This window comes from Eubacterium sp. An11, assembly GCF_002161065.1.
GTDB classification, from domain to species: domain Bacteria; phylum Bacillota; class Clostridia; order Lachnospirales; family Lachnospiraceae; genus Anaerobutyricum; species Anaerobutyricum faecale.
The window spans coordinates 24,223-37,775 of record NZ_NFLV01000011.1; the positions used below are offsets into that span (position 1 = coordinate 24,223).

Here is a 13,553-nt window from a genome sequence, read left to right on the forward strand (position 1 = left end):
CTGTTTAAAAATAAAAAAATGTGATGAAAGAATGTATGTATTGTTTGAAATTATAGAAAGTGAAATAACGTAATGAATAAGATAAAATTAAACTGGAAAAAAATCACGGCAGTAATTGTGATGGTGGTTATTTATATTGCTGTGTTAATTGCTTGCAATAATATAGATAAAACAGAAATGGTTTCGACAGATGGACGAACCTTTGAAAAAGCAGTTGTAACGGAAATCACAAAAGACAATTTGCTGGAAGATGGTTCGCGTGCCGGGGAACAGGAAGTTATTTTAAGGATTAACAGTGGAGAATTAAAAGGACAGGAGGTGGAGGCCACCAGCCCGGATGGTATGCTTTTTGGAGCCACCTGTGAAGTGGGGATGAAAGTCATTGCCATTGTCAGTATTTCAGATGGTAACAATCTGGTTACCGTATATAGTCAGGACAGAAGCATGGCAATTTATGGATTCGTGGCATTTTTTGTTTTATGTGTCTGTCTTGTGGGCGGATGGAAAGGATTCAAGTCGATTCTTAGTCTTGCCTTTACCGGAGTAACAATTCTGTTTATTTTATTCCCATTAATGTACCGGGGATATTCTCCGATCCTCATGTCGGTCATCATATGTACCATTGCTACGATATTCTCTATGGCAATGATAGGAGGGCTGTCAACCAAGACAGTGGCTGCAACTATTGGTACGGTCATTGGTGTAGTTGCTTCGGCAGTGGCCGCCATGGTCTTTGGACATTTTGCAGGTATAGGCGGTTATAATGTATCTGATGTTGAAAACCTTATCTATGTTCAACAGATTACTTCAATTAAAGTAGGAGAACTCTTATTTGCAGGTATTATTATTTCTGCCCTGGGTGCGGTCACAGACGTGGGTGTCTCTGTTGCTTCCACTGTACAGGAAATTCACAATACTGATCCACATCTGGGAAAGAGAAAACTTTTTATGTCAGGTATCCATGTGGGAAGAGATATGATGGGAACCATGGTAGATACTTTGATTCTCGCTTATGTGGGAACTGCTCTTTCCACGTTGGTGACTAATTATGCTTATGATTTAAGTTATAACCAGCTTATCAATTCCAATAACATTGGCATCGAGATCATGCAGAGTCTTGCCGGCAGCTTAGGTATTGTCCTCGCTGTTCCGATCACAGCCTTTGTGGCTGTAGAGCTGATTTACCGGAAGCCGAAGACGGAAAAAGCAGTGGCTGACCATTCGGCGCAGGAAGAAAAAGGACCGGAAGGAATCCCGGTATCAGAACATTAAAATAAATAATCCTTCAATAATTTCACATCACAAAAGCTCCCGGAAGCGGTTATGCCGTATGTCAGACAGAATGACAGGAAAATAATATTATTTCTGGTTATTCTGAGAAACAGTGCATTAACATTGCTCCCGGGAGTTTTGTTGCTATGATTTAACCATTGGATAAAAAGGGCGTATTTTGATTATTTATTCAGCAGTTTCCTGAGTTCGCCTTCTTCCATAGGAATCCGCTTTGCTGCATCGGCTATATTTAATATCCCATCTCTAATCAATTCCAGATAGGTTTCAGTCCTTCCTTCGGTACGTCCTTCTGCCAGTCCAGAACGATGTCCTTCCGCCAGTCCCGAATTATGCCCTTCTGCCAGTCCGGACTTTCTGCCCAGAATCCATCCCTGCTGTTTGCCCTCGTTAAGAATCGTCTTCGCCTCATATTCCAATATTTTACCGCCCATAATGTCTAAAACCTCCTTTTTTACAGTGCCATAGTTGGCGCATAAGTTTTCAGCCACTTTTCTGCCCAGGTCAAGAATGGTTCGGTAGATGTATTCGGTAATCGTGCCTTTCCGTGCCATTTGTTCCAGCCGAAAACGTATGTCGGCACAGATGTTTTTTAGATGTTCTCGTTTTTTGGCGTCCCGCTCCATTTCCGGAAATGTATGTTCATAGCAGAAGAGATGGAAAGGAAAGAATGAGGATATCCTCTACTTTCTCGCTGTCTTCCAGGGCAATCTGTGAATCGTATTCAAAAAAGCGCCGGTCCATGGTGGAATCGCTGGTGCTTTGACATTCCAGGTGGTATCGGATGAGATGAATGCCGGATACCGTGAAACTGCTGTCGGTGATCCGTCTGTCACTTTCACCGTTCTGCCGTTCCAGGAAATGCTCGTTGGAGCCAAAGTGGATGGCTTCCTGACCGGAATACCTTTCTCCGAAGATTTCATTGAGGAGCGGATGTATCAGAGACCGGCAGTCATTGAGTATTGTTCGAAAAACATCATCATAAGGTGAGCCTCTTGCAGCCATTATATGCCTCCTTACTGTCAAACGGGTCTCTCCAGGCAGCAAGAAACAAAAAGTTATTTATTTATCGGTCCGTTTCATTTAACAGTTCCTGCAGTTTATTTTCATCCATAGGAATCCGTTTTGCTGCATCAGTAATATTCAATAGTCCGTCTCTGACCAGTTCCAGATAGGTTTCAGTCCTTCCGGACTCTCTGCCAAGAACCCAGCCCTGCTGTTTCCCTTCGTTGAGAATCGTCTTTGCCTCATATTCTAATATTTTACCGCCCATGATATCCAGCACCTCCTTTTTCAGAGTATCATAGTTTGCGCATAAATTCTCAGCTACTTTTCTGCTCAGATCAAGAATGGTCTGGCAGATGTATTCGGTTATTGTGCCTCTCCATGCCATCCGTTCCAGCCGAAAACGTATGTCGGCACAGATGTTTTTTAGATGTTCTCGTTTTTTGGCGTCCCGCTCCATTTCCAGAAATGCATGTTCATAGCAGAAGAGATGGAAAGGAAGAAGGAGCAGAAGATTTTTGTCAAAAAGTTCTTCTAAAGTATAGTCAATGATGTAGATAATCGGTATCTCCCAAGTGACAGTTTTTTCGGGATGAACAATCTTTAACCGGATCTGCAGCTGCCGTGGTGCCGAGGCAGTCTTTCTTAAAAAGAGAACTGCTGATTTTGGAAAGGAAAGAGTGAGGATATCCTCTACTTTCTCGCTGTCTTCCAAGGCAATCTGTGAATCGTATTCAAAAAAGCGCCGGTCCATGGTGGAATCCACGGTACTCTGACACTCCAGATGGTATCGGATGAGAAGGATGCCGGATACTGTGAAGCTGCTGTCGGTGATCCGTTTGTCGCTTTCGCCGTTCTGCCGTTCCAGAAAATGCTCGTTGGAACCAAAGTGGATGGGTTCCTGGCCGGAATATCTTTCTCCGAAGATTTCATTGAGAAGAGGGTGGATCAGAGACCGGCAGTCATTGAGTATTGTCCGAAAAACATCATCATAAGGTGAGCCTCTTGCAGCCATTATATGCCTCCTTATTGCTGAGCAGGTCTCTCCAGGCAGCAAGAAACAAAAGTATACGCTTCCTTATTGCTGAGCGGGTTTCTTTCCGGACAGCAGGAAACAAAATGATAAGTCCTTTTATTGTTAAGCAGCTCTCTCCGGACTGCGGGAAAATAGTAATTTAAGATGCTTTTATTATAGCACTCTTCCGGGAAAAAACAATATAAAAAATATAAAAATAATTTTAATAATATGATCCAGTTCTTTCACCTTTTTGTTGTTCTGAACAGGAAAATGTATTAAAATGATTTTATCAATCTGCCAGTGTGCGGAAGATAAAACGTAAAGAAAGGATTCTGTTATTTATGGAAACAAATGCAAAAAGAGATTCTCAGGAAGCTCCTTATACCCTGGAGGTCTGTGCGGACTGCACGGAGTCGGCTCTGGAGGCGGCAGAAAATGGGGCGACAAGGCTGGAGCTGTGCGCCAATCTGGTCATTGGGGGAACGACACCGAGTCTGGAGCTGTTCCGGGAGATCCGGGCAGAGTCGGACATTGATATCAATGTACTGATCCGTCCGCGGTTTGGAGATTTTCATTATACGGACCATGAACTGGCTATTATGTGCCGGGAAATCGAAACATTTGCCAGAGAAGGAGCCCATGGAATCGTAATTGGCAGCCTGCATTCTGATGGCAGTCTGCATGTGCCGCAGATGAAGGAGATGATTGCAGCGGCTGGAAACTGTCATATTACATTGCATCGGGCCTTTGATGTGTGCCGGGATCCTTTTGAAGTGATGGAGCAGGCAGCCGGACTGGGAGTGGATACAATCCTGACATCGGGCCAGGAAGCCAGCTGTCTGGCAGGCAGAGACATGCTGAAGCAACTGATAGAAAAGGCGCCGGAAGGGATGGATATTCTTATCGGCGCCGGTGTGACGCCGGAAGTGATTCGTCAGATTCTTTCTCAGATGCCGGCAAAACATTTCCATATGTCCGGAAAAAAGGTACTGGACAGTGCGATGACATGGCGGAATCCTAAAGTGAATATGGGACTTCCGGGTATCAGCGAGTTTGAAATTTACCGGACGGATGGCGCGGTGATACGGGAGGCGAAAGAAATCCTGGAAAGTAAATGGAGTTAAATTTTAAGAAAGGAGTATTGGGATGAGTCGATTAAAAGAATTGAGAGCATATGTGGATGCTGAACTGCTTAAGATGGAGAATAAAGAGAAAATGATCAGTGCAGTCGCCCATCTTTATGGGGTATCGCTGGCAGCTGCCATGATTGCAAAGAAACGCGGCGAAGATCCGGAACTGGCTTCTATGGCAGCTATGCTGCATGATATGCATGCCTACAAAACAGGTTCCTATGAAGATCATGCCCATAAAGGGGCAGAGCTTGCCAGGACAATTCTGGGAGAACTGGGACTGACCAGTCAGGAGGAGACAGAGGTGATCTGTTCAGCCATTTATCATCATGATGACAAGCTGGTGGTGGATGGGCCGATGGATGAAGTATTAAAAGACGCCGATGTGATTCACCATTGCATGAATGATCTTTCCAAGGCAGTCAAGGAAAAAGAACAGAAGAGATTCGAAGCTCTCTGTGAAGAATTTGGCTTGACTCCGGAAAGTAATGAAAAGTAAATGTTTCAATCAATCTGAGAGGACTTTGAGAAAATGTTATGGTGGTCATGACAGATTGCTGCGGCACACACAAAGATAAAAGAAAAATCCCCGGCGGTTCAACCGGGGATTCCTTATGTGTAAATTGCTTGTATGCGCGGCATACGCGCAAACATAATTGAATGGATGGGGTTTAATCTACAACCTGAACCTTCATCATGTTGGTGGTTCCGGAACGTCCGATCGGCACACCGGAAGTAATGACAGTGACATCGCCGTCTTTCAGATAACCTTTCTTCTTTGCTGCGGAAATCGCACGGTCAAAGAGAACGAATACTTCCCACTCTTCTTTCAGAAGGATTGGGCGAACGCCCCAGGAAAGATTTAACTGACGACAGACTTTTTCTTCGATGGCACAGCCAATGATATCACAGGCCGGACGATATCTGGAAATCATCCTTGCGGAGAAACCGGATTTGGTAACTGTGATAATAGCCGTTGCATTCAGGTCATAAGCGGTGCTGCAGGTAGCGTGGCAGATAGCGTCGGTCACGCCAGGATTCTCGCTTAAAGTAAGAGCGTTAAAACGTTTCTGATAGTTGATAGCTTTCTCTGCGCGCATGGCAATCTTTGTCATGGTCTTTAAAGCCTCTACAGGGTAGGCGCCGGCTGCAGTCTCACCGGAAAGCATGATAGCGCTGGTACCATCAAAAATTGCATTGGCAACGTCTGTGGTCTCTGCTCTGGTAGGACGAGGATTCTTGATCATGGAATCCAGCATCTGTGTTGCAGTGATAACGATCTTACCTGCGGCACAGACTTTGTGAATGATCATCTTCTGGAGGATCGGTACTTCTTCTTCCGGAATCTCCACACCCATGTCGCCGCGGGCTACCATAACGCCATCGGAAACTTCGATGATCTCATCAATATTTTCGATACCTTCTGCGTTCTCAACTTTTGCGATGATGCGGATGTCTTCGCCGCCGTTCTCTTTTAAGAGTTTACGGATCTGACGGATATCCCCTGCATTTCGTGTGAAAGAAGCAGCGATAAAATCTACATCTTCCTGGATACCAAACAGAATATCGGCTTTGTCTTTGTCGCTTAAGTATGGCATGGAAATCTTCACGCCTGGCAGGTTCACACCCTTGCGGTTGGAAATGGTTCCGCCGTTGATGACCTGACAGTGTGCGTCCTCTCCATCAATGGATAAAACTTTAAGTTCAATAAGACCGTCATCGATCAGGATGCTGGAGCCTACGGAAATGTCTTTGATGAAGTCTTCGTAGGTTACGCTTACGATCTCTTCGGTTCCTTCCACATCTCTGGTGGTCAGACAGAATTCCTGTCCTCTTTCCAGATGGATGCTGCCGTTTTTGAAGGTCTTGATACGAATTTCAGGCCCCTTGGTGTCCAGAAGACAAGCAACAGGACGATGATGTTTGGCTCTCAGAGCCTTTACCTTGTCCATACGTTCTTTTTGTTCTTCACAGGAATTGTGAGAAAAGTTAAATCTTGCCACATCCATCCCTTCGATGATCAACTGCTCAAGAACGTCGTCTTTGTCTGTGGCAGGGCCAAGTGTACAAATAATTTTTGTTTTTCTCATCTTGCAGTACTCCTTGTTAAATGGTTAGTTTTTGCTTGCACTTTCATTGTAAAACAATTCATAAAATTGTCAATGAAAAAAGTTGTAAATTTTCAGCAAATTGTAATTTATATGGTATACTGAGAAAAAGTAAGGTAATGAAAACGTAATTTATTTGTTAAAAATGGAGAGAAATCAATATTGAAAAAAAGAATGGAGGAAGACAAATTGAATAAAATAAGAAAAGATCATTTTAACATGAAAGGAAGAAGAACCATTTTTTTTCTGGGAATGTTATGCGTGGGAGCAGGAGTATTTATGGGAAGGATATCGGCACATGCATGGAAGGTCCCGGACGGATATTCGGTGCCGGAAAAGGTCTCGCAGCTGGCGGTGGTCCGCTATAAGGGAGGAAGCAGGGGACGATTTCAGTTTTACATAAAAAATAAACAGGGAATATGGAAGAAAAAATTTGCCTGTACAGCATGGCTGGGACGCCGGGGAATCGGAAAGAAGAGAGAGGGAGATCAGAAAACTCCCACCGGGCTGTATTCCCTGGATCAGGCCTTCGGTATCCTGCGAAGTCCCGGGACAAAGATGCCTTATGTGAAGGTGAACCGCCAGCATTACTGGTGCGGAGATTCCGGCAGCGGATATTATAATCGGCTGATCCGGAAAAATGAGACCGGACACAACTGTGGTGGAGAGCATTTGATTGATTATAAAGGTGTGTATGATTATGCGGTTTCCATTGGATATAATAAAAAAGGGAAACCAGGAAAGGGCAGCGCGATTTTTCTTCATTGCTCCAGAGGCAGAGCAACGGCGGGATGTGTGGCAATTCCCAAAAAGTATATGAAAAAAGTGCTGAAAAAACTGGATCCGGCGTCCAGCCCTCAAATTTTAATCTATGAGTGAAGTCGTACTGTGATATTGACAAACGGTACTGATAATATTAAAATATAGAAACAAAAACTACATTATATAGAATACAAAACAAGAATACGGGCGCAGCCCGGAGAGCAGAATGAGTGGATCATTTTGCGGATAAAATATATTGTAGAGTAAAAGAGGAGAACACTATGGATTATAAAATTATCAGTGACGGATGCTGTGATCTGGGAAAAGATGTGATCGAAAAATATCAGCTGCATGTTATACCGTTTTACATTTCTTTCGATGATGAAACGTATTATAAAGAAATAGAGGAAATTGGAATCCGGGAAGTTTATAAGAGAATGGTGGATAATCCTGATGTGTATCCCAAAACGTCGCTGCCGTCGGTGCAGAATTATATCGATGCGTTTATGCCGTATGTCAAAGAGAATATGCCGGTCATATGTATTTGTTTCACTCCTTCGCTGAGCGGTTCTTACAACAGTGCCTGCAACGCCAGAGACATCGTTTGTGAAGAACATCCGGAGGCGAAGATTACGGTGGTCAATTCAGAGGCGGCAACGGTGTCTCAGGGACTGATGGTTATTGAGGCGGGACGGATGCGCATGGATGGTGTCCCATATGAGACCTGTGTCCGGATTCTGGAGGAGATGAAAAAGACTAACCGTATTTTCTTCACCGTGGGAAGCGTGGATTATCTAAAACACGGAGGAAGAATCGGCAAACTGGCGGGACTAGCCACCAGCGCCCTGTCATTAAAACCTCTTATCACCCTGGTGAATGGAGATATTGAAGCTTCGGGGATTGGGCGGAGCCGGAAAAAGACTGTGTTGAAGACTATCAGTCTGATGAAAGGATATTTTAAAGATAACGGAGAATCCATGGAGGATTACAGTTTCGCTGTCGGATACGGATATGACATGGAAGAAGGCAGGGAATTTTATGACAAAGTATGTCAGGATGTCCGGTCCGCCGTCAATGGAAAGGATGTCAGCTTTATTCAGATTGGCGCCACCATCGCCGTTCACACCGGACCGCATGCCATCGGTATTGGAATTATAAAACAATATGAACACTATCTATAATATAGAAGATTTGGATTGTCCATTTTCTCATAGCGCTGCGCTGCAGGAGTTACAAGATTTCTGTGGCGCAGTTTTTCTTTACGGAAAATACCACGAAGCCTCTGGGATATAACAAGTTTTTACGAAAAACTGTACTGTTCGGCAGGCCGATTTACGAAAAAACCGGTCACTTTGAGAAAAAATGTACAATGCTTCCCGGAGGGGATTCTTGTCACTCCAATCATCCTGTGATATGATTAGCCTAAAAAACAGAAAAAGGATTGAAATATTATGTGGATAGCAAATAATTGGAAAGAATACGAAGTCATTGATTGCAGTGCAGGAGAAAAACTGGAACGCTGGGGAAAATATATCTTGCTGCGTCCCGATCCGCAGGTTATTTGGGATACAGAGAAACAAGACAGACGCTGGCGTCATCTCAACGCCCATTATCACAGAAGTAAAAAGGGCGGCGGTCAGTGGGAGTTTTTTGATCTGCCGGAACAGTGGGATCTTCATTATAAAAATCTTACCTTCCATCTGAAACCGTTTAGTTTCAAACATACAGGACTGTTTCCGGAGCAGGCGGTAAACTGGGACTGGTTTTCGGAAAAAATCCGCCGGGCAGGACGGCCGGTGAAAGTGTTAAATCTCTTTGCCTATACAGGCGGAGCGACTCTGGCGGCGGCGGCAGCCGGCGCTGCGGTCACCCACGTGGATGCATCCAAAGGAATGGTTACCTGGGCGAAAGAAAATGCGGCGGCCAGCGGTTTATCAGAGGCGCCGGTCCGCTGGCTGGTGGATGACTGCGTGAAGTTCGTGGAACGGGAGATCCGCCGGGGCAATCACTATGATGGTATCATTATGGATCCACCGTCCTATGGCAGGGGGCCAAAGGGGGAAGTGTGGAAGATAGAAGAAAAAATATATCCTCTGGTTCGTCTTTGTGAGAAACTTCTGTCGGAAGATCCGCTCTTTTTCCTGATCAACTCTTATACCACCGGCCTGCAGCCGGCAGTGCTGTCCTATATGCTTGGCAGTGCTGTGGCCAAAAAGCACGGCGGTGTGGTGGAAGCGGAAGAGATCGGTCTGCCGGTCAGCGCCAGCGGACTGGTACTCCCGTGCGGCGCCTCCGGAAGATGGGAGAGCAGATAGAGAAACAACGCAGATGCAGCGTGAAAAGGTGATTTCATGAAAAAAGGCAAAAGAACGGCATTTTATGGGATGTTTCTGGCTCTGGCTCTGGTAGCGGGTTATGTGGAACAGCTGCTGCCCATTAACCTGGGAGTGCCGGGGGTTAAGCTGGGACTCGCCAATATTGTGACCATGGTGCTTCTTTATACCGTGGGAATCCGTGCAGCGGCAGGCATCACTGCCATTCGGATTCTGCTGGCAGGAATTTTGTTCGGCACAGGATTTTCCATTGTATACAGTGCGGCAGGAGCGGTACTGAGCATTCTGGTCATGACGGCTTTAAAAAGTACAAAACAGTTTTCCTGCATCAGCGTCAGCGTGGCAGGCGGCGTTTTTCACAACGTGGGACAGATTCTGGTGGCGATTCTGATTCTGGAGACCGGCGCGCTGGTCTATTACCTTCCGGTTCTGATTTTGTCCGGTCTGATCGCCGGGATTGTCATTGGAATCCTGAGCGGCCTGCTCATGAGGCGGCTGGCACCGGTGATCCGGGCGTCGGATTTGTAAAGGTGGCAACAGTTTTTCGATTAAACAGACAATGACGCAAGGGCACATACGGATTCGCCCGGCTCGGCCCTCAGTCGGACTGACCAGGGGTATTCATTGTAAAATGATTATATCAGTCCTCCCTCACAGCTCGCGGTCGAAAGCCGTATGTGTCCAAAACGTCATCTGCCTGTTGAAAAGCCTATGTGCCACCTTAAAAAAATCCTGTGCTACGCTGACAAAACAGCAGGTTATGGCTACAGATGAATCAGTGGATACCAAAATTTACGGTCGCGTCTGTCGGGCATGAACCAGCAGAGCAAGCTGCACAGGCAGCGCTTCTGTCGGTTTGAATCAGGTATTTTTATTATCATCGATAGACCACAGTCAAAAACTGCCACAATCTGTTGTTTCGCCAGGGTAGCCAGGATTCTTTGTAAATCTCTATACACGCAGACTGCATTGGGAGAAGACGAGGTATTGATATGGTTTGACGACGACTGTGAGCGCAGGCGTCTGATTTATATTGACGAAATGCAGCCAAGTACCAGTCTGCCGAAGTGGAGGAGGAGAACTTTTATCAATGCCTTGTCTTCGGTAAAGCAGCCTTCTGTGGGCTGCAAAGAGATTTACAAATCCCAATTTATAAAGAAAGGAATTGTTTTATGAGAATCATACAACATGGCGAACCAAACATTTTCCATAAGAGTCGCCGCGTGCGGCGCGCCGTGCTGCGGGGAAGAGGAATCCGGATAACAGCGCTGGCGCTGGCGGCAGTTTTAGTTCTGTCCTTATCCGGCTGCGCGATGAGAGGCGGCAGTGACGGGAATTCGCCGGATGGACAGGAAAAGACGGAAGCAGAGACATTTACTGCCACAAATTTTGTGATGGACACAGTGCTGCAGGAGACGATTTATGGCAGCGAGGATGTCACAAAGGAGATTGCTGACCGGTTGTCGGAGATTGAAATCGGACAGCTTTCCTGGAGAGAGGAAAACAGTGAGGTAGCTCAGATCAATACTCGATGCGGGGAGGGAGAGAGTGTTGTCATGAGCGATGATTTTTATCACTGGACAGAAGTCTCTCTGGATTTGGCGAAAAAAAGCGGAGGGGCCTTTGATCCCACCATCGGTAATCTGACCCGGCTTTGGAACATAGAGGGAGAGAATCCATCGGTGCCGGCGCAGGCGGATATCGATGAGGCGTTAAAACATGTTGGATATGGATATATTAATATAGAAGAAACAGATAAGACTATTTCCATGGCGCAGGGATGTACGCTGGATCTTGGGGCCGTGGGAAAGGGGATTGCCTGTGATGTGACGAGAGATTATCTGGAGGGACAGGATGGGGTTTCCGGAGCGGTCGTTGCCGTGGGAGGCAGCATCCTCGCCTATGGCAGTAAACCGGATGGAAGCGACTGGAAGGTGGCCATTCAGGATCCGGAGAAAGAGGAAGGCGAGTACATGGGAGTTCTGAGTCTCCCGGGAACAGTCTGCGTTTCCACCTCCGGCGATTATGAGAAGTATTTTATCCAGGACGGAAAGCGGTATCATCACATTCTTGATCCGGCTACGGGATATCCGTCAGAGAGCGGTCTTTCCTCTGTCACGGTGATCTGCCCGGATGAGGGAGAGTGGAAAGACGATGCCGGTCTGCTGTCCGACGGCCTGTGTACCGCCTGTTTTGTGCTGGGCAGGGAAAAAGGCATGAAGCTTCTGGAGCAGTACGGCATGGAAGGCGTTTTTATTGACAAGGATAAAAATGTGAGCGTAACTGACGGCATCGCCGACAGCTTTGAGATTCTCAACGAAGAGTATCAGATACAGTGACCTTGCGACGCCTCTTTTCCCCCCTTTCTGTCGCATGGCTAAACGAGAAGATGAAAAAGTTCAGCCATGACATCTCGGAAACGCGCTGCCAGGGCAGCTTACCCGGTGCTGGCGCACCTGTTTCCTCGATTATGGCAGAACGCCATATGCCTGCCAGTGAAAAAAAGTTTGTGCAAATAAATTTGCGACGCATCTTTTTTCACATGCCAGACGCATGGCTGAACTTTTTTTAAAAAACGCTTGATTTCCTGTAAAATATGTGTATAATAGAACATGTTGTGTGACATGATAGCGATGAAGCGTGAGGTTGCTGCGCATGGCGCAGGTTTTCCGTGGAGCGAATGTCAAGTCAAGATACTGGCGACAAGTCACTGTACAATAGATACAATCTACAGATGCGTAGAGACGCAGTGTGGTATCAAGTATGATACACACGGAGGAGTGTACAGTCACCGCTTGTCGTACTGAATGAAAAGTGCGAAAAGGAGGCGACTTTTTTTATGGCAAGTCAAATTATGAGAATCACGTTAAAAGCGTACGATCATCAATTAATCGATGCATCTGCAAAAAGCATTATCGAAACTGTCAAGAAAACAGGATCCAAGGTGAGCGGACCGGTTCCGATGCCGACTAAGAAAGAGGTAGTTACCATTCTTAGAGCCGTTCACAAATACAAAGATTCCAGAGAACAGTTCGAGCAGAGAACTCACAAGAGATTGATTGATATCATCACACCTACGCAGAAAACGGTTGATGCTTTATCAAGACTTGAGATGCCAGCAGGTGTCTACATCGACATCAAGATGAAAAACAAATAATTTATGTCCTATGGCTAGTATGATTGCCCCGGGTTGATATTGGGTAATCCGCTGTAGACTAGTATGATTGCGGCAGCTGCTGCAATCCGCTGTAGAAATTAGGAGGAAGACAGAATGAAAAAGGCTATTTTAGCAACAAAAATCGGCATGACTCAGATCTTCGCAGAAGATGGAGAATTAATTCCGGTTACAGTGTTACAGGCTGGACCATGTGTGGTAACACAGGTTAAAACAGTTGAGAACGACGGTTACAGCGCTGTACAGGTTGGTTTCCAGGATATGAGAGAAAAATTATCCACCAAACCAATGAAAGGTCACTTTGAAAAAGCAGGCACATCCGTAAAGAGATTTGTAAGAGAGTTTAAACTGGATGACGCAGAGAACTATACACTGGGTCAGGAGATCACAGTCGACGTATTCGAGGCTGGCGACAAAGTAGATGCAACTGCTATTTCAAAAGGTAAAGGTTTTCAGGGTGCTATCAAGAAACACGGACAGCATACCGGTCCTAAGACTCATGGTTCCAAATACCATCGTCACGCAGGTTCCAACGGTATGGCATCTGATCCGTCCAAGGTTATGAAAGGCAAAAAGATGCCTGGTCAGATGGGACACGTAAAAGTTACTGTTCAGAATCTTGAAGTAGTTAAAATAGATGCAGAGAATAATGTTATTTTGGTAAAGGGTTCTGTTCCTGGACCGAAGAAAGCTTTAGTAACATTAAAAACATCAGTAAAAGCCTAGGCGCTT

At 45.7% G+C, this 13,553-nt stretch carries 16 protein-coding genes; 12 read left to right on the forward strand and 4 right to left on the reverse strand.

The features are described 5' to 3' along the window. The first annotated feature begins 72 nt into the window (after positions 1–72). Positions 73–1,272, forward strand: coding sequence for a YibE/F family protein (locus B5E53_RS09890; protein ID WP_087314576.1), 1,200 nt, complete (start codon positions 73–75; stop codon positions 1,270–1,272). A gap of 182 nt (positions 1,273–1,454) precedes the next feature. Here B5E53_RS09890 and B5E53_RS09895 read toward each other — a convergent pair whose 3' ends face one another. From B5E53_RS09895 to B5E53_RS09905, 3 genes are all read right to left on the reverse strand, one after another. Continuing rightward, positions 1,455–1,844 (reverse strand): hypothetical protein, encoded by a 390-nt coding sequence (locus tag B5E53_RS09895; protein ID WP_140401477.1) that lies wholly within the window; start codon positions 1,842–1,844, stop codon positions 1,455–1,457. An 88-nt stretch (positions 1,845–1,932) separates the two neighbouring features. After that, on the reverse strand, positions 1,933–2,295 hold the full coding sequence (locus B5E53_RS09900) for a hypothetical protein (protein ID WP_087314579.1): 363 nt from the start codon (positions 2,293–2,295) through the stop codon (positions 1,933–1,935). A gap of 61 nt (positions 2,296–2,356) precedes the next feature. Beyond that, entirely contained in the window at positions 2,357–3,310 is a 954-nt protein-coding gene (locus tag B5E53_RS09905) for a hypothetical protein (protein ID WP_087314581.1), read from the reverse strand. Positions 3,311–3,654: 344 nt separating this feature from the next. Here B5E53_RS09905 and B5E53_RS09910 point away from each other — a divergent pair, with 344 nt between their 5' ends. Both B5E53_RS09910 and B5E53_RS09915 read left to right on the forward strand, forming a co-directional pair. Continuing rightward, positions 3,655–4,437 (forward strand): copper homeostasis protein CutC, encoded by a 783-nt coding sequence (locus tag B5E53_RS09910; RefSeq protein ID WP_087314731.1) that lies wholly within the window; start codon positions 3,655–3,657, stop codon positions 4,435–4,437. 22 nt (positions 4,438–4,459) lie between these two features. Next, complete coding sequence (locus tag B5E53_RS09915; RefSeq protein WP_087314583.1) at positions 4,460–4,942, forward strand: HD domain-containing protein; 483 nt, start codon at positions 4,460–4,462, stop codon at positions 4,940–4,942. Positions 4,943–5,114: 172 nt separating this feature from the next. On the opposite strand, the gene pyk is transcribed toward B5E53_RS09915, so the two are convergent. After that, positions 5,115–6,533, reverse strand: coding sequence for a pyruvate kinase (pyk, locus tag B5E53_RS09920; RefSeq protein ID WP_087314585.1), 1,419 nt, complete (start codon positions 6,531–6,533; stop codon positions 5,115–5,117). A 207-nt stretch (positions 6,534–6,740) separates the two neighbouring features. Here pyk and B5E53_RS09925 point away from each other — a divergent pair, with 207 nt between their 5' ends. The 9 genes from B5E53_RS09925 (at position 6,741) to rplC (ending at position 13,547) form a co-directional block, all read left to right on the forward strand. Further along, entirely contained in the window at positions 6,741–7,430 is a 690-nt protein-coding gene (locus tag B5E53_RS09925) for a L,D-transpeptidase family protein (RefSeq protein WP_162611884.1), read from the forward strand. A gap of 164 nt (positions 7,431–7,594) precedes the next feature. Beyond that, positions 7,595–8,494, forward strand: coding sequence for a DegV family protein (locus tag B5E53_RS09930; protein WP_087314589.1), 900 nt, complete (start codon positions 7,595–7,597; stop codon positions 8,492–8,494). Between the two features lie 270 nt (positions 8,495–8,764). Then, complete coding sequence (locus B5E53_RS09935; protein WP_087314591.1) at positions 8,765–9,628, forward strand: class I SAM-dependent methyltransferase; 864 nt, start codon at positions 8,765–8,767, stop codon at positions 9,626–9,628. Positions 9,629–9,664: 36 nt separating this feature from the next. Next, positions 9,665–10,174, forward strand: a complete 510-nt coding sequence (locus B5E53_RS09940) for a Gx transporter family protein (protein ID WP_087314592.1) — start codon at positions 9,665–9,667, stop codon at positions 10,172–10,174. A 441-nt stretch (positions 10,175–10,615) separates the two neighbouring features. Next, on the forward strand, positions 10,616–10,822 hold the full coding sequence (locus tag B5E53_RS09945) for a hypothetical protein (protein WP_140401478.1): 207 nt from the start codon (positions 10,616–10,618) through the stop codon (positions 10,820–10,822). Further along, positions 10,819–11,985 (forward strand): FAD:protein FMN transferase, encoded by a 1,167-nt coding sequence (locus B5E53_RS09950; RefSeq protein ID WP_087314596.1) that lies wholly within the window; start codon positions 10,819–10,821, stop codon positions 11,983–11,985. Before B5E53_RS09945 ends, B5E53_RS09950 begins: the two co-directional genes overlap by 4 nt. Positions 11,986–12,035: 50 nt before the next feature. Beyond that, the gene (locus tag B5E53_RS19270) at positions 12,036–12,218 is read left to right on the forward strand and encodes a hypothetical protein (protein ID WP_162611885.1); all 183 of its coding nucleotides are present in this window, start codon (positions 12,036–12,038) and stop codon (positions 12,216–12,218) included. 267 nt (positions 12,219–12,485) lie between these two features. After that, a complete protein-coding gene (gene rpsJ / locus B5E53_RS09955) occupies positions 12,486–12,803 on the forward strand; it encodes a 30S ribosomal protein S10 (RefSeq protein WP_087281661.1) in 318 nt (105 codons plus the stop codon). Positions 12,804–12,917: 114 nt separating this feature from the next. Next, positions 12,918–13,547 (forward strand): 50S ribosomal protein L3, encoded by a 630-nt coding sequence (gene rplC, locus B5E53_RS09960; protein WP_087314598.1) that lies wholly within the window; start codon positions 12,918–12,920, stop codon positions 13,545–13,547. Positions 13,548–13,553 lie beyond the last annotated feature (6 nt).